Source organism: Chitinophaga sp. SYP-B3965 (genome assembly GCF_009647655.1).
Taxonomy (GTDB): Bacteria; Bacteroidota; Bacteroidia; order Chitinophagales; family Chitinophagaceae; genus Chitinophaga.
This window is the reverse complement of record NZ_WJFD01000004.1, coordinates 508738-535244: the sequence shown is the minus strand read 5'-3', so window position 1 is coordinate 535244 and position 26507 is coordinate 508738. Positions and strand designations below refer to the sequence as shown.

Sequence of the window (26507 nt, the reverse complement as noted above, 5' to 3'; positions counted from 1 at the left end):
AATTATTATTTGATTGTTGTTTGTTCAATAGAAGGGATCCACTGATCTCCAGTACCCCACTTTTCATCAGGCTGTTCACTGGCTGAGATCACCAGTTCACCACCTTTCATTAACTCGTCATGTGTAAGCCAGTTTCGGGTAAGTGGCTGGCCGTTCAACATGACTTTATGAATATAGCGGGCGTTCATGGTAAAGTTTTCCACGCGAATGGATAAACGTTTACCACCTGGCCAGTTGAATGTTAATTGAGGGAATAAAGGGACATGGAGATAATACACCGGCCACCCCACACAGGCTGGAAAAAATCCACAACCAGCAAATACATACCAGGCAGACATTGCGCCCGCATCGTCATCCATTGTGCGGATGTAACCATCCGGCTGATTACGGTACACACGATCTACAAAAGGATCTATACCGCGGCTATTATCATTAAAATAATACTGCACTACTGTATCTACTGCGTATTTATGCACCAATGCCTGGGATTTCCAGGGAGCTGCGGTAACATTGTACATCAGTGGAGCCTGGATATCTGGTTCATTGGCGTGATTATACAGGTCATTGTCAAAAAATTGATCGAGCTGATCTGTGTAAGTTTTTTCGCCACCTGTTAATGCAATCAATCCTTTCACATCAAACGGCACAAACCAGCGGTATTGCCAGATAGTACCCTGATAAAGGCCACGCGCCTGCATACGATCAACATCTGATCTGGTGATATCTTTAAAATCCTTGTTCCAGCGTTCTTTATATGAAGCGGCCTTCTCCAGGTATTGTTTACTCTCCGCTGCTCTTCCTGCAATGGCAAGTATATTGCCAAGCGCCCAGCAGTCATAACTCGATTCCAGGGCTTTATCCGGCGAACCGAAATCCAGGCGGCTACCTTCTGCCAGCAGGGAATCAATGATGGGCGCAAAATCAATTTTATATCCTTTGCGATATGCATCCAGTAACACTACCATGGCATGTTCTGTACGTACAGTGTTGGAAGGCTCATGCGCAGTTGCATAGTTCCTTTTACCGTAAGGATACAGGTTAGCGATAGAAAACGCCATATCGTTGTATTGCTCCGGATAGAGTACAGATAGTAAAGGAAGTTGCGTACGGTAATTGTCCCAGATAGACCAGCCATTGTATACTGGCCGGTCCCGCTTTTGCAAACTACCATCGATAGCGCGGTATTGCCCGTCTGCTGCAGAAATGAGGTAGGGGGATTGAATCGTTCTGTAAAGCAGAGAGTAAAAAAGACGCATACGTTCTGCATCCCCCTGTACACGCACTGCGCCCAGCATATTGTTCCAGCCTTGCGTACTTTGTGTTTTTAGCTGCTCAAAACCTGCAGTGGCAAGATCTTGCGTTGCATGCGCAACATCCACGGAAGAAAAAGCGATATTCATTTTTACCAGGGAAGTATTGCCATCCATCTCCGCGATCAGCTTATGCTCATCCATTGACCTGAACTTCACCGTCCTGTTGAAACGGATGGCATAATAAACGCGGTAGGTGCCTTCATTACAGGTAGTACGGGAATCCACCCAGCCGGAAATACCATTGGAAGTGGTCTCATGCTGTTCTGCCACGAAGCGGTTGGCCAATGTATGGCTCAGGTCCAGATAAAAACTTTGCTGCGTACCAGCAGGAAACACATATTCTTCTACCCCATTGTTTTTATAAACAGCGATGCTGGCACGGATGCCATTTGCAAAGGACGCCTGGTAATAACCCGGCCCAGCCTTTTCCGTAGCTTTTATTAAAGGGAGCTGATGATCTTTTCCGGAAAAGGGCTTGATAAGAATGTTACCACCACTGCCCCTGCAACCTACACCTTCAAAACGGTTGTGCGTAAATCCAAGGAAAGTTTTGGCCAGGTGCTCATATCCCATGTGCAGCTCGGGATACGTTTGCGGCCCGATACTCATAAAACCGAATGGATAAGAGGCCGCAGGTGACATTTGGCCACGGTCACCGGAGGAGCCGATGAAAACATTGACCATGTCGGCCGGCTGAATTTTCTTTGACTGAGCCGATACCTGCCGGAAAGAGAGTACCATTAATACGAAGATCCAAAACTTCATTACCATCCATTTATTCAATTCAATACTCCCTATCATAATAAACAAACGACAAAATTATTATAATTGCAGCCCCCCTTTACCGGGTTTATATTATGTTTATATTAAGGTTACTGAAAAGCATCATAGACTAACCACATTGGCCTTTATATCGATAAAAACATTATCATCCACCAAATTATTTAAAGGAGCTACATCCTGCATGACCCTGGAAGGATAACGGGTAGTATCAAATTTACCAGTCCAGTCAGCATTCTTGCTGTCACCAATTAAAATACCTGTGCCTGCTTTTTCAATACGGTTATACTTGATCAGGCAATTGCTTGCTGCTATATAAAACCCTGTTTCCATTTTGCCACTGGCCATACCATACATCAACCGGATACCTGTTTTAACACCACTGATATTATTATGCGTAATTTGATGTCCCGTTCCGTTAACACGAATACCACTGTTACCACCTTTAATAGTATTACTATCAATAATACAATCGTGCCCGCCTCTCATTACCAACTCACCATTGCAATCTTCAAAGTAGTTTTTGATGTAAGCATTATTGCTGCTTTTATTACTGATCACTTCAGCCTCTCCATCGCAGCGGGAAAATCGGTTTTCGCGTACGGTGGTTTTAGCGGTAACGGTCCCCAGCAAAATAGGGTCCTGGCCTATTTGCACACACTCGCCTCCATTACCGTTTTTCCAGCTTACTTTTTGCTTATCCTTAAACAGGTTGTTATCTACAAGTGTATACAAAGGCGTCTGCGCTTTGGTAACTTTCACCTGTAATTCCTGATTATCTATATTTCCTGCAAACGTACAGTGATCAATCCGGTTATATTCTCCCTCGCCTGAAACTACCACCGCAGGCGTAAACTGTGATTTCGCTACATTCCTGCTAAATCCACACTCCGTTAAACGGCAATATTTAGTACCGCTTAGTTCCACCAGCACGCCTCCTTTTTGCATATTGCAGCCGGTAAAAGTAATCCCCTGCAAAACAGTATAAGTTCCTGAAAGCTTAAACAGGGGTTGTTCTACATCACCGGTAAATATTACCTTACCTGTTGTTTCGGCCTGAATAATAATGGGTTGAGCAGCTGTTCCTGTTGTATTAATGATCAAAGTCCATGGTGCATAGGTACCATTTGCAATCATTACCCGATCACCCGGTTTTATTTGGGAGCGAATGTCGTTGAACTCTTTCTCATTGTGAATAAGATAAGATTTAGGGAAGGCAATCATTGTACTCAGTAAGAATAATGTGGCCAGTATGAGTTTTTTCATAACTATAAGATTAAACTAAAAGTAAGCAAATGGCATCATATTCGATACCATGCAGGCAACCTGTTCCCTCCCACTTCCGTATATAAAAGAAAGAACTCATAAATAACACAATTATACAACGCACCCAATTGTTGTTTACTGCTGTTGTACCACTTTTGGGTTACCATTTACTCCGGCTGGCAATATTATCTTTGATAACCACCTATACTGTAAAAACGAGGAACCATGCCTTCATTCACCGACACCGAACTACAAATGAAATTCTGCGAAGGATTTACCTTCTTTCCATTCAAATCCCTTGAGCAACATGGCACACTGATCTATAAATGTTATGTTAGCGACGGCGGTAATCTCACAAAAATGCTGGAATGGAACAGCCAGGAACATAGCCTTAGCCATTACGCCATCAAGATCTCAAAAAAGATAAAACACCTGGATATCCCCGCAGCTACCGAATTGCTGCAACTATTACAGGAAACGGCTGACTGGTGGGAAACACGGATCACTTCCCGAAGCAGAATGCCCCTGGCAAAGAAACTGCCGGAGTACATAGACAAGTATCGCAATCTGATAGCTGCCTATCATAAGGAGGCGTTACTCCCCATCGCAGCAAAATTGGCTGACAAGGATGCCAGCATCAGTACTAAAAGTATTGAGCAGATGGAAAATCTGATGCAGCAATTCATGCTGGACACAGAAACGCTGCACCATTTCCTGAAAGAAAATATAAATAAAAAGCGTCCCCGGACACTGGATGATGAAGACAGGGAATATCTTTCAAAAGTTGCCGGCACAATTGACTCTTTCAGAGCACTGCAGGAAAGGAGTATCTATCTGCTGGAAGCATGGGAAACCCGGCAGATGATCCATAATAACCGCAGGGCATTGAATTAATTAAACGTAACAGGAAAATCACTATCCCCATCCGTTTCTGCCACGCCAGTAAAAGAAGAGAAGGTCTTCACCTGGATCTGTTTATTGGCCACGGAGAATTTATACAACCGCATCATCCCTCCCCCACCATTCGGCCGGCTCTGGTAATCCGATAAAAAGGTATGAATGGTATGCCCTTCAAATGTATCCGCACGATACCCTTCCCCATTATCCCCGTGATGCCCGTTGATCATCATCACAATATTGGTACGTGTTTTTAATCGCTCATAGATAGAAGAACCTTGTGTACTGAAATTACCGCGAGTACTGTTAGACCCGGCTACAGGGTTATTTCCCATAATAGAATGGCTCACAATGATCGCCTTCCGGGAAGCAAAAACACCCAGCAGATCATAAGCCCAGTTATTCATAGCGCCTGCATTCTCCAGCTGATCGTCAAATTCAATATAGATCACAATAAAGTCCATGCCACCCGCACTGAACAGATCATAATGGCTATCATTATTCCCACCATAAGAACCCCCATAATACGGACGGCCTTCATAATGTTTAACACCAAAATACCGGTTGTAATAATTAGTGGAAGAAGTAAGCGGATGACCACTGGGAAATTGATCATGATTCCCCACAGCTAAACCATACGGAATACTAACAGGGTTCTCCAGCCCATAGATCGCATCACGCGCCAGTTTCCATTCGGTAGCGGCATACGTTGGGTTATCACCATGTTCCGTGATATCTCCCAGATGCGCAACATAGGCAATGTTCTCTGCCACCTGGTTATTCTTGATCCAATTGATCTGTGAAGTAAACATGGCCGGTGTGCCGCCTAATTGTGGCTGGCCAAGGTAGTATTGTGTATCAGGGATCACCACGATCGTGAAATCACCGGGTGCAGTGGTTGCTGTTGTGCCGGGTGTATTCAGTTCAGTTTCAAAGTTATCAGGTGGTGTAACCGGCCCCGGGCCTGCATCACCGCTTTTCTTACCACATGCCGCTAAAGCCAGCGCGGCTAAAAGAAATACATATCTCATACAATCTTGTTTATAGTTACAGGACCAAGTAATCCGGAGGACAACAACGGTGCATCACTTTTAAAAGGAATATTAGTATTCGTTAAACGTTTTTCAGGAGGTAAAGCGGCATCACCGATCAACCGGTTAGGCCACAGGTTCACCACTTCTATCTCCAGTAAATTAGTGCCGGTTTTAACAGCAGAAGTAATTTCCACACGCCAGGGTGCCGTCCAAACAATGCCCAATGATTTACCATTCAGTTTTACCTCTGCAATGTTCTTCACCACACCGAGATCAAGGAACAGCCGGCCGGTAGTTTCAACATTAATCTCCTTCACATAAGTAGCCGTACCGGAATAGAATTTAATTCCCTCCTCAGGCCGCTTCGTCCAATCCTGCAAAGAAGGAAATTGTACAGACGCAGGCCCACCCCATGCTGTATCAAACCTCACTGTCCAGGCGCCTTTGATATCCGAAACCGGCGCAAAAGCTGGAAAAGGTAATCCCTTCAAAGTAGTACCACGCTTAGGAAACACAATAAAGAAAGACTGAAACGCCTGGAACTCCATCGGCACAGATACTCTGCCCCCTGCAATAGAAAATGCAGCACCACGAATATCAGCAGCAACAGGATCCCATATTTCCGGTTTACCGGTGGCCCTGAACTGACAATTCAATTTCTCCACCCGGTTATTCCTGTTCGCTAAAAAGTAGATCTCCCCGTCGTCAGTAGAACGATGAATAAAATCAATAAAAGCATAAGGACTATCATGCGAAAAATCAGATGTCACTCCATCATCCTGCAAAATATCCCGCAAGGATTTATTCCAGAAAACGCGTCCCTTACCATACTTATGAAACGTCACATTCACCCCATCACAATTCCCCCACACCTCACCAGAAACTTTCAAAACATCAGCATCACACACAGGATAATTCTTCAAGCCCGGGTCCATAGAAGGGCGCGGCCCTACAACGGTAGCTCCTTCAGACACCAGCTGTTTGATCTTAGTTACTACTTCCACAGGCATGCGCGCTGTATCTGGTAAAACCAACAGCCGGTAACTCATACCATCTGGTAAAACTAAACGTCCTGCCTTTACAGACAAACGCGTCAGTAGCACCTCTGCATTACAAACATCATAATCATATCCAAATCCAAGAGAAGGATCAATATGTTTAGGCTCCACAATATTCGGTGCCCAGTCTCCATTGTAGTAAAGCACATCGGCCACAAATTTCCCTTCCTGCAAAAGATGCTGGCATCGCCCCATGTAAGCAAGGAATCCACCTGATTTATTCCACCAGGTTACATTAGGATTAAAGTGTGTACCCGCGCCATATTCATAACCAGGTTTACCATCTTCAGGGCGTTGCGAAGTAGATGTATGGATCACCAAACGATTGATCCCTTCACAATACGCCCTGTCCGCTGCCTGTTTCAAATTCCCGGGATAATCATTCCAGTGCCGCATGGTGGTGAACGCTTCTGCAGAAGCTGTTTTCTTTCCATAGATGTGGGAAGCAGAAGCAGCCATCTTCGTCACTTTATTCTGTCCGTTCTCCAAACGGGAAACACCATACCCTAAGTTATCATCCAGTCCGCCCACTTCATCATGCCGCAATCCCAGCCAGAATTCACCCATCGGCTGATCACTCCGCCCAAGGTTTTTCAATCCATCCATGCACATGGTACCAGAACGGCTTGGCCCCGCAGATTCATTCTGCACTTTCAAACCATGCTCATGACACAACTCCGCGAAACGTTTATAATGCCCGTCTGCCATACAATCTGCTACCGTCTTGCGATAGTCGTGCAGGAAACGGTCAGAGACTTCCGCACTTGTAATAATATAACCAGCTAACACCGGCAGATAAGGACTCGCATCATATCCTCTGTACTCCTGGAATTTCTGCAGGATCTTTGCTGTCCAGTTAGGAAAACCATCTTCAAAACTATCGTCACAGAAATACTTCAGTGTATTATCCTTCAATGGCCCGGCCAGTTCCAGCAGTACTTTACCAAGATGTTCAAATTGTATATCCACTCCCTCGCTGCTTAGCCAGCCAACAGATAATCCATCTGCTTCTGGTTGCGCGATCATCAATCGGGAACCCGTCATTCTATGTCCTGTACGCACAATGGTCCAGGAACCTGCAGGTACTTCCCATTCCAAATGACCATCAGCGCGCATCTTTGGAGTAAGATCAATCACTTGTGCAACAGGTACAGGTTTATCATTAGCAGCCGAAGACCATGGCTCAAGAACCGGTGCCATCAGATCTTTTTGCCTGATAAAATTACTCGCGTCCTTACGGTTCGTTTTAGCAGGGATCAGCTTTGCTCTCTCCCCATCTAATTTAGTACCGCCGGGAAAAGCCACCACAGCCGTATCCCGATAATCCAGCTTCTCTAAAGGAAGGTCTATATAATCTTTAAACCCCGGAGGGTTGAACACGTAATCGTATCCCGATCTATTACCTGGTAAAGGCAAAACACCTGAGAATTTTTGCGGCCCCACAATCGTGATCTCTGATTGCAATACCCAGCGCCCCGCTACTTCCGGTGTGATCCATGGTCCGCCCATAGCCCATCCGGAACAAAGGTTCACCCCCACATCAATATTTAATCGCTTCGCTTCTTTGATCGCATGTTTAAATAATTCCTTCCATTCATCAGAAAGGAATTTTGCCCCAAAAGGCATTTGCACACCACCCAATCCACCTGCGGAATTCACCAGCAATACATTGCCGATCCCTTTATCTCTAAACTCTTCCAGATCGCGCGTAAGCCCTTCTTTATTCACCAGGCCATTAAACCACCACCAGTAACAACCCGGCCTTGCACTATCCGGAGGATTTAAAAAAAGTTGCCTGATATCATCACCCGGCATAATAGCAAAAGCATTCCCGGTACTTAACAATCCTGCACCCACACCAAGGCCTACCGTTGCAATAAATTTTCTTCTGTCCATTTTTAATAATTTATGTAGCCAGCTATTGTAGTTATATCAGCCGCCGTTGTGTCACTCCCTTCAACGGCTTGTTCACTATTTGGCAAACGAGCATTCATATTGATATTCCCCCGAACCTACATCCTGTTTCTTCCCATCCGGTAAGATAATAGTAGCAGTAGTATTGCAAGGGATAGTAATATCCAGTTTAACAACATCACCGGTTACGCGCCATGCGGATTTCACTTCTCCATACAAAGTCTTATAAGACGCGCTCGCAGAAGTAAGCCCTCCACCAGGTTTAGGTGCAATAACAATATGTTTATATCCCACCTGCGTAACATCCGGATTAATACCTGCCACTACTTTATACATCCAGTCACCGATAGCACCATAAGCATAATGGTTAAAGGAGTTCATGCCCACATTCTGGAATGAGCCATCCTGTTTAATACCATCCCATCTTTCCCAGATAGTGGTAGCACCCTTCTTCACAGGGTATAACCAGGAAGGATAAGTATCCTGCAACAGTAATTTATAGGCCACATCATTATAACCAAACCTCGTCAGTACATGACAGAGGTACGGGGTACCCAAAAATCCTGTAGTCAGGTGATTACCATAAGATGCAATATTATCTGCCAATCGCTTTGCAGCAGAAGCACGCAGCCCCTCCGGCAACAGATCAAAATTCAACGCCAGCACATACGCCGTCTGAGAACTTGACACCAATCGCCCACTCGGAGCAACATACTCATGCATAAATGCTTTCTTCACCGTATCGAGTAAAGCAGTGTATTCTTTTACATCTGCCTCATTCCCTAAAATACGCGCAGCGTTGATCAGGTTCTGTGTAGAGTTCGCATAGAAAGCCTGCGCTATCAGGAATTTATCTGTGATAGCAGCCTTCCCGTCTTTGTCATCATTGGGAATGTAGAACAGCCAATCGCCATAATGCGGACCACTATTCCAAAGATTATCCTTACTGATGCTGCGGATGTAATTCACCCATGCTTTCATGCTAGGGTATTGCTCCTGCAACAATTGTTTATCACCGTAGGCCACATAAAAATTCCAGGGTATAATGGTGGCCACATCTCCCCATCCTGCAGAACCGGCATTTTTAACGGAACGCACATCAGGGATCACCACAGGGATATTCCCTGTAGGGTGTTGATCCATCTTCAGATCTTTCAGCCATTTGGTAAAGAACCCGGCCACATTCATATTGTAAGCAGCGGTATTAAAGAATACTTGTGCATCACCTGTCCAGCCGAGACGTTCATCCCGTTGCGGACAATCAGTTGGCACATCCAGGAAGTTCCCTTTTTGCCCCCACTGAATATTATGTTGTAATTGATTGATCAAAGGATTAGAACATTCAAACGTACCAGCCGGACTCATATCAGAATAGATCGCAACGGCCGTTAATTCCGGCATAACACCCGAAACCTTCACATACCGGAATCCCTGGAAAGTAAAATGCGGTTCCAGTGTTTCAACATCTCCGCCTTTCAGAATAAACCTGTTCTCCTGTTTTGCCCCACGAAGATTATCAGTATAAAAATTACCTTCTTTATCCAGCACTTCCGCATGATGCAACACAACCGTATCACCTGCTTTCCCTTTCACACGTATACGAACCCAGCCAACAAGGTTCTGCCCGAAATCAGCCACCACTTCTCCTTTAGGGGTAGTGATCATTTTTACGGGTTTGAATTCTTCGTGTTTGGTAACGGTAGGCCCAAATTCTGCTACCAGGTTATCTTTACTAATATCCAGCACACGCACAGTAACCCAAACATCATTATTAAAAGCCTTACGTGCATCATACGTTTCTCCATTATAAATATCAGAAGCAAGGATAGGCCCGTTAAAGCTGGATGACCATGTTCCATCTGAAATGATCTGCTCCGTGCTGCCATCTGCATAAGTTACTACCAGCTGGAAAAGCAAAGCCACTTCCTTACCATATGTATTCCGCTTATTATTAAATTCAAGGTTACCCCTGTACCAGCCATCTCCCACAGTAGTCTCAACTATATTGACACCCTTTTGTAGCAAGGCCGTTACATCATAGGTCTGGTACTGCAAGCGTTTTTTACTCGTCCATCCCGGCCGGAAATAGTCCCTTCCTACCCGTTTGCCATTTAAATACGCTTCATATAACCCATGCGCTGTAGCATACAAACGCGCACTTTTAACAGGTTTGGCCAACGTAAACCCTTTCTTGAACATGGGCGCCGGGCTTACCTTACCATCTGTAACCTCTTTAGCCTCTATCCATTTCGCCTGCCAGTCTGATGCAGTGAGCAAACCCATTTCCCAGGTGCTCACTTCACTCCATTCAGAAACTTTTCCTTTATCATCCCATACCCTTACCTGCCAGGAATATTTTTTACCAGACAATAAAACCTCCCCTTCATAGGGAATGTGAACAGATTGCGAAGAGTTAACCTTCCCTGTTTTCCACACAGCACGTTTACCTTCACTCACCCTGATCTCATAAGCGGATTGTAATACATTCTTATCTGTAGAAAAAAGTATCCAGCTTAACTGGGGTTTCAGGTTATCAATACCCAGTGGGTTCACTTTATAATCACAGGTCAACTCCTTTACAACAAAGGCGCCCGATGCGCCAAAAACGCTAACGGTAAATAGCAGTAAAAAAAATAGTTTCTTAATCATGAGAACGTTGGAATTTAATATCTGATATGCTGATCGTACAGGTAACAGGTGTATAGGGGAGAATGGAACCATTCCCCTGTGCCCCATATGCTAACGCAGAGGGGATCACTAATAAAGCTTCTGTTCCTTTCGGAAACATCAGCATGGCTTGCTCAAAACCGGATAAAGCCGCTCCGCCGGAAATTGTCAGTGCCATCGGCTTATACGGTAATAAAGGATTATATACTTCCGCTTCTTCTGCCACAAGCCTATAAGTGGTCTCAAATACTTTACCACTCAGAAAGCCAGCTGTATAATTCACTTCTACCGTATCTCCCGGCAAGGCTTTTTTACCGGCGCCCTGCTTAAGCACTTTATACCTCAATCCGTTTGCAGGGCCTTCATGCACATCATGAGCAGCAGCAAAATCCGCTATCTTATCTGCTTCACGGTCACGCGCTTTATTTATCTCAGCAGCCCTCAAACCTTCAATCTTATTGTTGAATAACTGATCACTTAAATTCCCCCGGGATATCACCGTACCGATCTTCACCCGGTATACAATATACTGTCCTTTTACGGCAGCCAGTTTCTTACGCCCGGAAAAATGCAGCAGGGAATCCCTGTTGATCTTAAACACCGCTTTATCTCCTTCACTTAATAAACCCAACCCGGCAAAAAGATCCCCCTTAAACGCGGACCTTTCCCTGAACATCAAAGCAGGCCTGGCATCAAAGTCATCCGAACTGGATATCACCCTGCCATCTTCCGCTTCTTCAATATAAGAAAACGAAACAAAATCATCTATGCCAATATGTGCACCTCCCTTATCCGTAAGGATCTTATACTGCATATCCCCCTCCCCTTTCTGAAACGGCTGGCTGCAACCGATCAGGAAAACGGCAAAAGCTGCCTGTAAAATACAGGCAGCTTTCGGCATAAAATTTATTGCATTTACTCTAGTTCGGATACCCATCATTCTGTGATAATGCCGGATTTAAACTACGCTCATTAAACGGAATAGGAAACAACAGTTTGTTCTTATCTACCTGGTAAGAATTAGCAGCCAGGTAAGGATACTGCACTTTCAGGGCAATACCATAAGCTGTCATCACGCTGATCGCTTTGTCCGTCCGCACCAGGTCATGCCAGCGGTGATTTTCAAATGCCAGTTCCACACGTCTCTCATGCGCTATGATGTCGCGCAGCAAACCCTGATCTGTTGTAGTGATCGGAGAAACACCCACACCAAAAGCCCTGTCACGTACTTCTGTGAGGAAAGGCAAAGCCTCTCCTGCCTTATTCCGTTCATTCAAACATTCAGCCAATAATAACAAAGCATCTGAATACCGATATACAGGCCAGTTATCATTTGTATTATTCGCTACTGTATGTGCGTTCAAATACTTCTTAATAAAAGGAACCCCGATCTTTCCGGCAGGCGGAACATAATTTACAATACTCTTCAATGCAGTAGGTGTAAAAACCAAACTGGCATTATAACTTCCTTCTGCAATGGCAATAGAAGCATCTTTACGTTTATCACCAGCTTCGTAAGCATTGATCATATTCTGTGTAGGCGTATTCCATCCACCACCGGTAGAACTGGAATTGTTGGTAGCTACACCAGTCAGCACAGTAGTGTTAGCACATTTAGGAAGGAAGATATAAATGAAGTTACTCTGCTGCCCCTGGTTACCTTGCAGGTATTGCACTTCAAAAATAGATTCGCGGCTATTCTTATTGGCAGTTTTAAAAACATCTGCATAAACAGGCAGCAAAGAATAACCCATGGTTAAGATGCTTCTCAGCAATGGTTCCGCTTCCGGATAGTTCTTCTGTGTCATATACACCTCTGCCAGTAACATGGTAGCAGAACCTTTAGATGCTACGCCACTTTGTGGAAATACAGGATTATCCAGTTTAGCGATCGCATCTTTTGCATCTGCAATAATGCTGGCATATACTTCTTCCACCGTTGAGCGGGTGAGATAAGCTTCTTCCTTTGTACGTACTTCTTTCAGGAACAAAGGCACACCGCCAAAATACCGTACGAGTTTGAAGTAATAAAATGCCCGCAGGAATTTTGCCTGCCCTTCAATGTCTGCTTTTGCAGCATCGGATAAAGAAGATCCTGCTATCCTGTCCAATACAATATTGCAACGGGAAACACCTTTGAAAGGCTGGTAATATAAATTGTTGGTATAAGAGTTGGTACTTACGTCCAGGAAATCTGCAATGTTCTCTCTTTCCAGGTAGGCTGGCCCCCTGTCAATAGAATAGAACTCGTAATGTGTGTTATCAGAACGCATTTCCGCGCCATAACAATCATAGGTCATTACATCCCGCAGTGGCTGGTAAGCAGTAGCCAGCGCCGAACGGAACTGCGCTTCTGTTTTAAAGAAAGAAGCAGAAGAAACCGCGTCTTCCGGTTTGAGGTCCAGGAAGGAACTGTTACAGGAAGAAATGAGTATGGTGAGTATGCTGAAGAAGCTAATAATCCTTTTCATATCTGGATTTTGAAAATTAGTAGATGTTATTTAAAGGTAGCTGTCAGGCCAAATGAGAAGGTACGCGGAATAGGATAAGCCCATTCGTCAATACCAATACCTTTACCGGCGGAAGCTTCCCCTTCCAGACTTACTTCCGGATTCAGACCAGAGTAGTTTGTGAGTACAAACGCCTGCTGAACAGAAGCGTATAAACGAATGTTCTTCATCAGTAATCCTTTTACCGGACAGTTATAACCCAGTGTAATGTTCTTCACCGTCAGATGAGAACCATCTTCAACGAAGAGGCTCTGCGATGCTCTCCAAGGACCAGTAGAACCCGCGTAAGTGCTGGTAAAATAACCGCTGCCCGGATTCTCTGGTGAACGCCAGCGGTTCTTGGCATCCTTCGTAATATTGAAAGCACCATCCAGGTTTTCTGTGTACTGATGTGTGGCATTAAAGATGTCGTTGCCCACAGAGCCAGACATAGCAATAGCCAGATCAAAATTTCCGTAATTGAATGTATTCGTAAAACCGAAAATAAAATCAGGATTAGGATTACCTATGAAAGTGCGATCTGCTGCATCAATCGTTCCATCCGCTTTTATATCTTTATATCTCACGGTACCAATGCGGGAAGTAGCCTGAACAGCAGAATTATCCAGGTCATGTTGTGTGAGGTAAAGACCATCGTTCATAAAACCAAAGAACATGCCCAGCGGGTATCCTTCCTGGTTACGATAATAATTGGAATTCACACTGGTAACTCTATCCAGGTAACCCGGACTCACCAGCTTCACCACCTGGTTCTTATCAAAGGAGATATTGAAATTCGAATTCCATTTCAGTTTGCCGGTCAGGTTCACGGTATTGATGGTGAACTCATGTCCCCACATTTTAAATGTTCCTACGTTGTAAGCAATGGAAGTGAAACCAGATCCACGCGGGATGGGCGTATCAAACAATAAACCATCCGTTAATTTGTGGTAGTAGTCGTAGGTAAAGGAGATCCTGTTATTGAGCACAGAAAGGTCCAGCCCTATATCAAATGATTTATTACGTTCCCAGGCCAGTTCAGAGTTCTCCAGGGAGCTGATCGTTTGGCCGGATGTCAATGTGTTATTGAACACATAATTATAGGTACCAATGCCGGAAATGAATTTATAGTTCCCGATATCATTATTACCTGTTATACCATAACTGGCGCGCAGTTTCAATAAGTTAACAGCTGGTATGCTCTTCATAAAAGCTTCATCACTTAATACCCATCCTACAGAAACAGAAGGGAAGAAACCGTACCTGCTTTCGCTGCCAAACCGGGAAGATCCATCCTGCCGCATAGCTGCTTCCAGGAGATACTTGCCTTTGTAGTTATAATTAACACGGCCCAATACAGACAACAGCGAATAAGCATAAGCACTGCTCGCACCGGAAGAAATGAGTGTAGCCTGGTTCAGGTAAGGAATATCGTCACCGGGGAAATTGGTTCCGTTCACAGACCCGCTGCCGGATTCAAATTTCTGCACAGAATAACCAGCCAATACTTCCAGGTTATGATCCCTGTTAAATGTTTTTACATAATTCAGGTTCGCATCTGCCGTCCAGGAATAGTTATTAACGGAGGAATAGGTACCTGTACCTTCTGTTGTAGAAGTCGCTTGCCCCGCAGCAGCTGCGCCGGAAATTGATTTAGGAACGAACCGGTTACGGCTTTCGCTTCCAAGATCCAATGCGATACTCGTTTTCAGGGTCAGCCCTGTTAAGAATTCATAATTGAAATAAGCATTACCCAGCAACCGGGTAGTTTTATAATCATCCTTCATTAACATCAATATCTTGTAAGGATTCGTGTTAGCGATCATACCCGGAGAAGAAGAAGAATAAGGCATCTCGCCGTTTTCATCCACAGGAGAAATTAATGGAGATGATTTCACTGCCGCACTCAGCAACTGGCCTACCCCTTCAGAATTGATCCGCGCATTGTGATCTATCCTGTAACTGGGCGCCAGGCCAAAACCTACTTTCACTTTATTACTCAGGGAAAAATCCTGGTTCATGCGTAAGGAGAAACGTTTTACATCCGTATTCTTCATCACACCTTCCTGGTTAAAATAACCAGCTACAATAGTAGAGGAAGAATTTTCCTTAGCGGTAGATATTACCACATTATAATCCTGGATAGCTGCTTCACGCATCATATAATCGAACCAGTTAGTACCTTCTCCATATCTTTCAGGATTGGCATACGCCGGGTTCAAAGCACCTGTAAAGTTTTCATATTTCACCCTGTCCTGGTAAAATTCATTCTGGAACTCTGCAAACTCACGGGCATTCATCATCTCAGGGCGACCACGTTGTGGAACAGCCTGCACACCATAATTAGCACTCAGTTGAATTTTTGATTCTCCCGGTTTGGCATGTTTGGTAGTGATCAACACCACACCATTTGCTGCACGGGAACCATACAACGCACTGGCAGATGCATCTTTCAGCACCGTGAAGGTTTCAATTTCCGCAGGGTTAATATTATTAATGCTCCCTGTAATAGGGATACCATCAATTACATACAAAGGAGAATTACCAGCAGTCAGCGAAGCTGCACCCCTGATCCTCACTTCCATTCCTCTGCCTGGTTGGCCGTTTGCAGCATTGATCTGCACACCTGCCAGTTTACCCTGCAATTGCTGTGTAAATTGCGCTACCGGGTAATCTTCCATGGTAGCGGCTTTGATGGTAGCAATAGATCCTGTTACGGCACGGTTGGTTTGTGTTCCGTAACTCACCACCACCACTTCATTTAATGAACTGGAAGAAGTTTTAAGGCGAACGTTCAAAGTGGATAACTCACCCACCGCTACCTGTTGCTCTTCAAATCCGATAAAGCGGAATAATAAGGTAGCACCCTTTGCTGCATTAATGGTATAAGAACCATCGTTGCCGGTAGAAACACCGGTGCGGGATCCTTTCACAGATACAGAAACACCGGGAAGCGCCAAACCGCTTTCATCCGTAACATTTCCGCTGATCTTACGTTCTGTGGCTGTCTGGCTAAATGCAGATGCGGCACAGAGTAGAAAGCATAAAAGGAGCAGGGAACGCCCCTCTCTCATAATGGAATAGTAAAGTTTTGCACGCATGTTGGTTCAGTTTTTTTCATTAGTGGTATAAGCCCCCTTAAGTATGAGCGTAATAGCGTAATGTTAAAGGAGAGTCGTGGGAGATGACTTTATCCTCTAACAATCTAGTACCCAAATAAAGCATAATTAAACATAATTAAAGCTTCCAAAAAAGCTTTTTTAATGTACTTTTTGACATTTTTGTCCTTAAATGAGCCCGAATACCTGATTTCAGTACAAAGAAAGCCCTTAATGCCAGAAGAATCTAGCAAGCTGCGTTAACAAAATGTAAAGTATTTAAATAGAATTAAACCCCCTTTAAAGCGAAGCAGGAAGGGGCTGGGGTTAAATGATTGCATGCCTGCATCTTACAGCAGGCATGCAATGAACTTTAATTAGAGGAATATGCCTTACCTGCTAAAGCAGGTGGCTATAGAATACATCGTTGCCTTATTTAGAGAACGTATAGGTCTTACCCGGCTGGGTAACCACATCATATAATATCGTTTCCTTCAAAGAAGGCAGCGTAAGTTTTGCTTTATCGGAAATAACGGGCGCGGCTGTATTCTCTATTACAAAGAAAGGATTGGGATTCTCTCCTTTCGTTGCAGCTTTATTGATCCCTTTTAAAACATTCGGCACACGCAGGCGGCAATTACCTCCCAGCGTTGATTTGATGGTCAGCTTCACCACTTGCCCATCCTTCCACACTAATTCTTTTATCTCAAATCCTCCGCGTGTCCGCAAACCGCTAACACTGCCGCTTTGCCATTCACGGGGTAAAGCAGGCAATAAATGAATAGCCCCGTCATGGCTCTGCATCAACATTTCAGTGATACCTGCCGTGCAGCCAAAGTTACCATCTATCTGAAAAGGAGGATGTGCATCAAACAAATTATCATAAGTTCCACCACCACTGTTCTCTCCTTTATTTAATCCTGCCGGTGTTAACTGATTACGAATAAGTTTGTAAGCATGATCACCATCCAGCAATCTCGCCCAGAGGTTCACTTTCCAACCCATAGACCAGCCGGTAGATATATCTCCCCGCTGGATCAGTGAATTACGCGAAGCTTCAAATAACTCCGGTGTACGGAAAGGAGAGATCTGATTGCCCGGATACAATCCAAACAAATGAGACACATGTCTATGCTTATCATCCGGATTATCTAAGTCTTCCAGCCACTCCTGCAACTGGCCATGCTGGCCCACCTGCATAGGTGGTAACCGCTTGCGCGCTGCTTTCATCTTCACCACCATCTCCTTATCTATATTCAATACTTCTGCAGCACGAATAGTATTGGTAAACAGATCAAACACCAATTGATTATCCATTGTAACACCCGCAGCCATAGAAACACCGGGATGTGCTTTCGGAGCATTTTCCGGAGAAATGGAAGGTGCTACCACCAACCATTTATGCGTGGGTTCCTCTATCAAATAATCAAGATAGAATTGCGATGCACCTTTCAAAGCCGGGTACACAGTTTGCAGATACTTTTTATCTCCGCCGAAAAGGAATTTTTCCCAGGTATGCCTGCTCAGCCATGCACCACCCATTGGCCACATAGCATAAAAGATGGGATCCACTGGTCCTGTAATACGCCATAGATCAGTATTGTGATGTGTTACCCATCCTCCGGCACCATACATATTACGTGCAGTGCCCTGTCCTGTTACAGATAATTCTCTAACCATCTGGATCAACGGATCATGCATTTCTGTAAGGTTCGTTTCCTCCGCCGGCCAGTAATTCATTTCCGTGTTGATGTTGATGGTGTACTTACTTCCCCATGGCGGATCCATCTTATCATTCCAGATCCCCTGCAAGTTAGCAGGCTGCCCGCCAGGTTGCGATGCAGAGATCAGCAGGTAACGGCCAAACTGAAAATACAACGCAGCAAATTGCGGATCATTGCCATTGGCAAAATCCCTCAACCGTACATCTGTAGGGTTCTTCGTGGAGTCCGTACTGCCAAGGTCAAGCTTCACTCGATTAAAGTAATGCTGATAAGCAGCCACATGTTCTTTGAGCAAAGTGGCATAATTCTTTTGCAGTGCTTTTGTCAGATAAGCCGATGCACGTTTACCTTCATCCGCACTGATATCATTATAGTTGACGTAATTTGTAGCGATGGATATATAAATAGTGACCGCATTGGCATTCGTAACATTCACGGCATTCCCCGTAGACTTAACACTCCCTCCTTCTGCACGCACCTTTGCCAGGGTCTGGAATTTCACTTTCCCCGTTACACCATCTTTATTACTCGTAGTGCCGGACATCACTAATTCATCATTCCCCACTACAGCAACAGCAGATGGCTTATGCTCTGTAACAAGTGCTGCCGTAAAACTAATACTACCCGGCTTATCAGCTGTCAATCGCACAACAATCACCTGCCCGGGCACAGTAGCAAATACACTGCGGGTATATTGCACACCATTCACACGATAGCTTGTTTTAGCTACTGCACTTCCCAGATCCAATTCCCGGTAATAGTTTTCAAAAACAGCATGTCCCGGAAAATCCAGTTTCAGATCACCGGCTGGCTGATACTTCATACCGTGGATCTTTGATTGCATTTTCTCTGTAGCCAGCTTACTGGCTTCTTTATGTTTCCCTTCAAAGATCAGTTTCCTCACTTCTGGCAAAGCAGCCAGCGCATCAGGATTATCATTACGATTTGGTCCGCCGCTCCAGATAGTAGATTCGTTTAACCGGATCAGCTCCGAAGCCGGATTGCCATACACCATTGCGGCCAGCCTTCCGTTACCTAATGGCAACGCAGCTTCCCAAACTTTACCTGCAGGGGAATTGTACCATAACCGGTTCTGTGCAAAAGCAGAAAAGGATACTGCCACTGCAGCCAGGCAAACAATTATTTTTCTATACATCAGTTCTTTTGTTTAACAGGGATCGTTGCCACATTTGGTGCTTTCCCACGAACAATCTGACTGGTTGCACCTGCCAGACGAAGATACCAATCTGCCGGCAAAGCTGTACCATCCTGATCCAGCGAAAGATATTTTGCATTCACCGGTTTCTCTGCTGCTGTAGGCGCCAGTTTGTACATAGCCGTGCCTTCATCCACCTCGTCATACATAGCGATGTACACCATATTCACGCCCGCACTGATCACATTATAAGATTGATGCCAGTAGAAATTCCCGCCATTCCGCGGGATCTGGTTAAAGGGCGTTCTGCCATTCCGGAGATTATACCAGGAAAAGCCAGGCCAGATCACCGGCATATAATCGATCTTGTTCTTTTTGCAATAAGCCTGATCAGGCACCACCGCCGTATCCTTAAATTTATCCGCACCTGCATGATCTTTATAGCGGCCCACAGACCACGGACTGATCACATCCAGTTTATCATACACCGGCTTCCATTCATTGTTATGATGCAGCCAGGTATTATTCAAACCACCCATAATAGTAGCCTGGTACTTTTTAGGTGCATCCTTATGAAACCAATTCAGCAAAGAATCTGTTTCTGCAGCAGAAGCAAAAGTGGTATGATCAAACCCAAGCCCCCATATTGCTACCAGCGGCCGGCCGGCATGATGAAGATAAGATTTGCCTTTTGTCACTTCCAGTGAATCCACCAGGTATTTCCAGTCTCTTTCAATGATCTCTTTCCATTGCTCACCAGCACCGGAGATATCATACATGATGCAATACACCCGCTCATATTTTTCACTCGCCTGTTTCACATTCCTTACCACCTGGTTAAAATGTTTAAGAGAAGCCCTGCCCTTTAACTCTGTTACAAAGCGTTGTTCAAACACCCCATCCAGATCATGCTCCGCCAACCATTTAAAATGAAGGTCCACTACATCGTAGTGATAAGCGGAATACACTTTCGCCGCTGAACCATCCGCATATTTCATACCTGTAGCTTCCTGTACAGCTGCAGGATATTCCCGCATATCCGGCCAGAAATCAAAAGTAGCAAAACCGGAATCTGGTTTGTTACTGCGGAACCAATGTTTCCAGTAACCGAGACCAGAACCATCATTGGGCGTAGCAAACCAGCCCTGGTAACCGAACATTACTTTTTTATTCAGGGTAGTGGGATCTGGCCGGTATTTAGTGTCTGTAGTAAAGCCAGCCAATGCTATCAGTATGATCAATCCTAAGCAATATTTTCTCATGGTCTGTCTGCTTTTAATTTTCCGAAATTATAATTGGGCTGTTTACCCATGAACATTTTTATTGTACCACCTTTCATCACATCTGTATGCAGGAGGTAACTTTTCGTATAAGCCTTTCCGTTCAACTCTATCTTCTGAATATAAATATTCTCCACGCTGTTATTCACCGCTTCCACCACAAAGTCCTTACCGGACGATGTTTTGATCGTTCCCTTATCAAGGGACGGACTGCCGATCACATATACACCGGAAGCAGGATACACCGGATAAAAACCCAAAGAAGAGAATACATTCCAGGCAGACATCTGCCCGCAATCTTCATTCCCCACAACACCATCCGGCCTGTCATGATAGAACTCCTTCATGATGTACCGCGTTTTTTCCGCCACCTTCCATTGCTGACCAACAAAAGCATACAGGTAAGGAATATGATGCCCAGGCTCATTACCATGTGCATACTGACCAATCAAACCGGTAAGGTCAGACAGGTCCATATCCGCTTTCATTTTTACTGAGAAGAAAGAATCCAGCTTATTGGCAAATGCAGCATCGCCGCCTAAAAGTTTGGAAAGCCCCGGTACATCATACGGCACCAGCCAGAGATATTGCCATGCATTACCTTCTGTGTAATCATGATCCGGTGCGCGCCTGGGATCAAAATCCGGCCTGAAGGAACCATCCGCCAGTTTAGCCCTGAAAAACTTTGTAGCTGGATCAAAGTATAATTTATAGTTCGATGCTCTTTTTGAAAAGTACTCGTAATCTGCTTTCCTGTTCATCTTCTTCGCCATATCTGCAATGCTGGCATCACTGATCGCATATTCCAAACCCCTTGCCACAGATTCACGCACTTTATCAGCCGGGATAGCTTTGAAATCCCTCACATAATCAAGACCACGGTAATCTGTGTTAGCCGTAGCTTTCATGGCTTCAAATAATTTCGTGGCATCCAGCCCGGGGACACCTTTGAGGTATGCCTCCGCAATGATCTGTATACTGCTGATGCCTACCATGGTACCTGTTTCATAACCATACAGATGCCAGATAGGCAATTTGCCCTGCTGCTCATAAATAGACAACATGGTACGGATCATGTCTGCCGCTCTCTTTGTATCAATGATCGTATATAAAGGATGTGCTGCACGATAAGTATCCCACATAGAGAAGATAGAATAGCTGGTATAGGGCGCTTTCTCATATACCTTTTTATCCGGCCCGCGGTAATCACCATTATGATCACTATAAACAGAAGGATTGATCATGGTATGATAAAGCGAAGTATAAAAGATACGTTTGCTTTGTACATCCTTTGTTTCCACGGTGATCTTAGACAATTCTTTATTCCATTGCTCATCCGCACGTTTAGCTACTTCATCGAAATTCCAGCCTGGCGCTTCTGCATTGATGTTCGCCAGTGCATTATCAGCACTTACCGAAGACACACTCACTTTCAGCTGTAAGGATGAAGTAGTCTCATCAAAGCTCATCAAACCCTTAATAGATGCACCCTTTCCGCTCTTTCCTTCCAGCTGTTTACTATCGTCGTAAACATTAAACTGTTTAACAGGAAGAGAAGTGCGGATCGCAAAATAAACCCGTTGATCTTTTGCCCAACCGGAAGAAAAACGATAACCTTTAAAAGTATGTTCATCCACCTGCTCAATAAAAGTTTCTGTTGCTTTATCCTGCGTACCTTCTTTCAGGTCAACAATCACCCTGGCTGTTTTTCCCGTTGGAAATTTATACCGGTGAAAACCCACACGCTCTGTAGCCGTCAGCTCAGCGAAGATGTCGTAGTCCTGTAACTGCACAGCATAATACCCCGGTTTTACTTTTTCCTGCTGATGCGTATAAAGTGAAGCATACCCTGCTGTATGGTTTTTCTCTGTCCCCTTATCTGTTTTGATGGCACCCGTATATGGCATCACGAGGATATCCCCCAGATCACCAATACCCGTACCATTCAAATGCAGATGCGCAAAACCAATGAGGATGCTATCCCCATAATTATACCCGGAATCCCAATCCCAACCCTTGAAAATATTGGTGGGGCCAGGTTGTATAGCACCGAAAGGAACACTGGCCCCCACAAACACATGTCCGTGACCACCGGAACCAATGTAAGGATCTACATAAGATGTAAGCGACTGCGCTTTGGCCAAACTACTCATACCAATGAGCGCACACGTGATAATACTTTTAAGATTCATGCTAATGCGTTATTTAATATTCTCTAATTCTCCTATTGTCCAAAAAGCACTTCTCGCGGAAGCTTTTGCCCTTACCTGTTTCACACTCTCCACATCTACCACCGGCGTTTTATTTTTTCCGTAATTGTAACGGATATAACTCAGTACAGAAGCTACCCACTCATCATTATTAGTGGCTCCGAATGGCGCCATCACATCCGGATAATTTTTTCCATCAACCGGTCCGGAGAGCCCGTTCATCATGATGAGGATCATGGCCACTTTATCACCATCTACTCTTTTAGAACCAACAAAAGGTGGCGCCGCCACTGCAGCATCACCAACAGACAAACCTTTACCATCAGGCCCATGGCAGGTAGAACATAATTGTTTATAGATATTAGCGCCATTCAGGATCAGGTTGCGATGCGCCGCCGGCATATTCGCCAGCCTGCTGCCAAAGAGTTTGGTATTCTTCGTTACCTCCAGGCTATTACTCACACCATCCAGTACACCTGTATATTGTGAATAAGCTTTCAAACGGCCTTCCACATATCTCGCGGCTTCTGTTTTACTCTGCCCCATTGTCAATGCCAGTTGCACCTGCACAAGAGAAGAAGTATCACTTTTCAGTTCCGCCAGTTTATCCAGTACCTGTTCATCATTTTGTTTAAGAAGCGACTCACTGATCCACACCGCAGCTTTCCTCACTTGCGGATCATTATCATCCATCGCTGCAAACAGGGTGGGTTTATCAATAGCACCCAAACCTTCCAATGTCCATAAAGCATGGATCCTCGCCAGGTGACTATTCGTTTTACTCACCGCCATCTGCTGTAAAGCAGGGATCACAGAACGGTCACCGGAAACGATGATCTCTTTTTGCGCATTTTCGCGCCACCAGCCATTGGAATGATCTAAGTAAGGCAACAAAGCGCTGGCGGATTTATCCAGCAACTGGGGTTTGGGGCCTGGTTTATAACCATCATGCACCAAACGATAGATCCGCCCGCGCCCGATGTTCTTATCCAATCCCTTTTGCAGAATGCGGGGCCGGAGGAAACTCCCTTCTTTCGTCCAGGTAGCTTCCTGGATAATACCCCTGTGCATATCTACAATGTATAAACAGCCATCTGGTCCTGTAGTACTATTCACCGGCCGGAAGTTCATATCATAAGAAGCCATGAATTCTTCTTTCTCATAAGCATTCCGCAACGTTACTTTTCCTTCACTCGTGGTAACTTTCGCCCTGCGGATCAGCCTGCCCACCGGTTCACAAATGATCAGGTCTCCTTTCAGATCAGCCGGTAAAGCATCTCCCCGGAAAACCGATTGCCCGCAACCCGCCGTAAAATGATTGAGTGTAGTATCCGGACGCAGCCGGTTCATACCGCCTTGTACATCCGGGGTTACAATGATGGGCCATACCGCTAAAAACTCCTGGTTGTATTGATCCTTCGGATTGTACAATCCGTAAGAAGGGTTGATCTGAAAACCACATGCCGGAATTTCCGCACCCGCACTGGAGAAATACATCCTGCCATAATCGTCATTTCCCAATCCCCATTGCCCGCCTGGCGCATTAGCCATCGTATCCACCTTTAATTTTCCATTTGTATAACGATAACGCACAGGATCACAGCTCACATAGATCCAGTTATCCATATTCCAGACCAGCCCGCTTTTCTGATGTTCCAGGTTACGCGTATCTGCTTTGGGATTTTTATACACCACTTCCTTCTGATCCGCCACGCCGTCTCCATTTGTATCTGCATAACTGTGGATGTCGTATGTGTAGGTTTCATTCACCAGCAGTTTATGCCCCACGCATAACATCATGCGGGGTAATACCAGGCTGTCGATAAACACAGAAGATTTGTCCATAGTGCCATCGCCATTTGTATCCTCCAAAAGGGAAATCCTGCAGATGGGTTCATTTTCACCGGTACCATTAATATCCTGCATGTACGTGCTCATTTCTGCCACATACATCCTGGCATTGCCATCCCAAACGATGGCCACCGGTTCTTTGATCATGGGCTCGCTGGCCACCAGTTGCAATTTGTAACCGGGGGGCAGCTGAATAGATTCCATACTTTCCTTTACAGACAGGTAAGCAGGATCAGGATACGGGTTAACAATGATCTTCCCTGAAGGGTCCCGTTTAATAGCTTGTGTTGACTTTTGTGCCGGCTGAGAAACCTTGCACTGCCAGGCCAGCAGACTCAAAGCCGTGGCCAGGAGTATCCATACTCCGTACTTGCTCATTTGTATCATTTTCATACGTAATGCTAAGTAAGCAGAAGAGGATTAATAAAGGATTAATTTCCGTTAATAAAAGGGCTAATAAACGCACTAACGGGGGTTAATTTTTCTCAAAAAGTGATGAATGGCAAAATCAGGCAGGTGTTTTTTTCTCCGTATTTAATTTTCTCACCAGCCAGGGTAAAGAAAGCCCCTGCCCTATCAGGGTAAACAAAACCACCACAATAGAAATAAATATAATGGCCGCCCTTTGCGGAAACGGCGTTCCATCTCCCAAAGTAGTGGGTAATCCAATGGCAATCGCCAGGGAAACAATCCCCCGCATGCCGGACCAGCTGATGATAAGACTATTCTTAAAATCCAGCAGGGCATGTTCCGTGATCCGCCCCTTCCCTCTTTTAAAAGCCTGCTGCAAATTGAATTGTTGCCAAAACACCCGGATCACCCGGATCACCAAAGCCACCACCGTAATAATAAAACCATACCCAATGTACAGGAGTATTTCCTGCCTTTCCAGGCTCTTAGCCACATAAGGGAACTGAAGGCCGATAAGGATAAAGATCAACCCGTTCAGTAAAAAAATAATAACGTCCCAGAAAGATTTACTCTGCTGCCTTAACCCATCCGGCAGTAATTTCCTGCTGAACCGGGAAATCCCCAAACCCAGGATCACCACAGCAATCACACCGGATACATGCATTTCTTCTGCCAGCAGGTAAGTAACAAACGGCATCAGCAACATGAGGCTGATGGTAACAAGATAATTTTTATGTACAAACCGCAAACCAAACTCCAACACCTTCCCCATCACAAACCCCACTAAAAATCCACCCGCCATTAAGACCACAAATTCCAGGGACGCTTTCCAGAATACAAAAGCAGTTCCCGTAACAGCAGCCACCGCAAACCGGTAAGCCACCAAAGCAGAAGCATCATTCACCAGGCTCTCCCCTTCCAGGATAGTATTCGTTTTATGAGAAAGCCCCAGGCCCTTCGTAATACTCATCGCCGCCACCGCATCAGTAGCAGAAAGGATAGCCCCCAATACAAATGAAAGCGGCCAGGTCATGCCCGGGATCAGGTAATGGGCCGTCACCGCTATGCCCGTTGCCGTTATAAACACCAGGGAAATAGCTAGAGTACTGATGGTATTAATATTCGTGCGGAATTGCCGGAAGGAGATATTGAAAGCGGCGTCATATAATAAAGGAGGCAGAAAGATCAGGAAAACCACTTCCGCATTTAGTTCAATATTCGGCAAGGAGGGAATAAATCCCACTGCAATACCTGCACTGATCAATAAGATCGGATACGGTAATCTGATCTTATCTGCAATGGCAGATAATCCGATCATAACTGCCAGAATAATAATGACTACGCTGTAATTTTCCATGC

General features: G+C 45.0%; 14 protein-coding genes. 1 reads left to right on the top strand and 13 read right to left on the bottom strand.

What is annotated here, in order from left to right; translation table 11 throughout:
- Positions 1–5 precede the first annotated feature (5 nt).
- Both GFS24_RS23150 and GFS24_RS23145 read right to left on the bottom strand, forming a co-directional pair.
- Positions 6–2078, bottom strand: coding sequence for a glycoside hydrolase domain-containing protein (locus GFS24_RS23150; RefSeq protein ID WP_153663741.1), 2073 nt, complete (start codon positions 2076–2078; stop codon positions 6–8).
- Between the two features lie 120 nt (positions 2079–2198).
- A complete protein-coding gene (locus tag GFS24_RS23145; RefSeq protein WP_153663740.1) occupies positions 2199–3359 on the bottom strand; it encodes a chondroitinase-B domain-containing protein in 1161 nt (386 codons plus the stop codon).
- 225 nt (positions 3360–3584) lie between these two features.
- On the opposite strand from GFS24_RS23145, the gene GFS24_RS23140 reads away from it, so the two are divergent.
- Positions 3585–4253 (top strand): hypothetical protein, encoded by a 669-nt coding sequence (locus GFS24_RS23140; RefSeq protein WP_153663739.1) that lies wholly within the window; start codon positions 3585–3587, stop codon positions 4251–4253.
- On the opposite strand, the gene GFS24_RS23135 is transcribed toward GFS24_RS23140, so the two are convergent.
- From GFS24_RS23135 to GFS24_RS23085, 11 genes are all read right to left on the bottom strand, one after another.
- Complete coding sequence (locus GFS24_RS23135) at positions 4250–5287, bottom strand: metallophosphoesterase (RefSeq protein WP_153663738.1); 1038 nt, start codon at positions 5285–5287, stop codon at positions 4250–4252. The genes GFS24_RS23140 and GFS24_RS23135 overlap by 4 nt on opposite strands.
- Entirely contained in the window at positions 5284–8244 is a 2961-nt protein-coding gene (locus tag GFS24_RS23130; protein WP_153663737.1) for a glycosyl hydrolase, read from the bottom strand. The genes GFS24_RS23135 and GFS24_RS23130 overlap by 4 nt, the downstream gene beginning before the upstream one ends.
- A gap of 75 nt (positions 8245–8319) precedes the next feature.
- Positions 8320–10911, bottom strand: a complete 2592-nt coding sequence (locus tag GFS24_RS23125; protein ID WP_153663735.1) for a glycoside hydrolase family 78 protein — start codon at positions 10909–10911, stop codon at positions 8320–8322.
- Positions 10904–11830: an FKBP-type peptidyl-prolyl cis-trans isomerase gene (locus GFS24_RS23120; protein WP_173003168.1), complete on the bottom strand. Its 927-nt coding sequence runs from the start codon at positions 11828–11830 to the stop codon at positions 10904–10906. The genes GFS24_RS23125 and GFS24_RS23120 overlap by 8 nt, the downstream gene beginning before the upstream one ends.
- Before the next feature lie 19 nt (positions 11831–11849).
- The gene (locus GFS24_RS23115; protein ID WP_153663731.1) at positions 11850–13400 is read right to left on the bottom strand and encodes a RagB/SusD family nutrient uptake outer membrane protein; all 1551 of its coding nucleotides are present in this window, start codon (positions 13398–13400) and stop codon (positions 11850–11852) included.
- Between the two features lie 26 nt (positions 13401–13426).
- Positions 13427–16519: a TonB-dependent receptor gene (locus GFS24_RS23110; protein WP_153663729.1), complete on the bottom strand. Its 3093-nt coding sequence runs from the start codon at positions 16517–16519 to the stop codon at positions 13427–13429.
- A 429-nt stretch (positions 16520–16948) separates the two neighbouring features.
- Positions 16949–19396: a glycoside hydrolase N-terminal domain-containing protein gene (locus GFS24_RS23105; RefSeq protein WP_153663727.1), complete on the bottom strand. Its 2448-nt coding sequence runs from the start codon at positions 19394–19396 to the stop codon at positions 16949–16951.
- Complete coding sequence (locus GFS24_RS23100) at positions 19396–20658, bottom strand: glycoside hydrolase family 71/99-like protein (RefSeq protein ID WP_153663725.1); 1263 nt, start codon at positions 20656–20658, stop codon at positions 19396–19398. The genes GFS24_RS23105 and GFS24_RS23100 overlap by 1 nt, the downstream gene beginning before the upstream one ends.
- On the bottom strand, positions 20655–22868 hold the full coding sequence (locus GFS24_RS23095) for a GH92 family glycosyl hydrolase (RefSeq protein WP_153663723.1): 2214 nt from the start codon (positions 22866–22868) through the stop codon (positions 20655–20657). Before GFS24_RS23095 ends, GFS24_RS23100 begins: the two co-directional genes overlap by 4 nt.
- Before the next feature lie 9 nt (positions 22869–22877).
- The gene (locus tag GFS24_RS23090) at positions 22878–25115 is read right to left on the bottom strand and encodes a c-type cytochrome (RefSeq protein ID WP_153663721.1); all 2238 of its coding nucleotides are present in this window, start codon (positions 25113–25115) and stop codon (positions 22878–22880) included.
- 130 nt (positions 25116–25245) lie between these two features.
- Positions 25246–26505, bottom strand: a complete 1260-nt coding sequence (locus tag GFS24_RS23085; protein WP_153663719.1) for a Na+/H+ antiporter — start codon at positions 26503–26505, stop codon at positions 25246–25248.
- Positions 26506–26507: the final 2 nt, after the last annotated feature.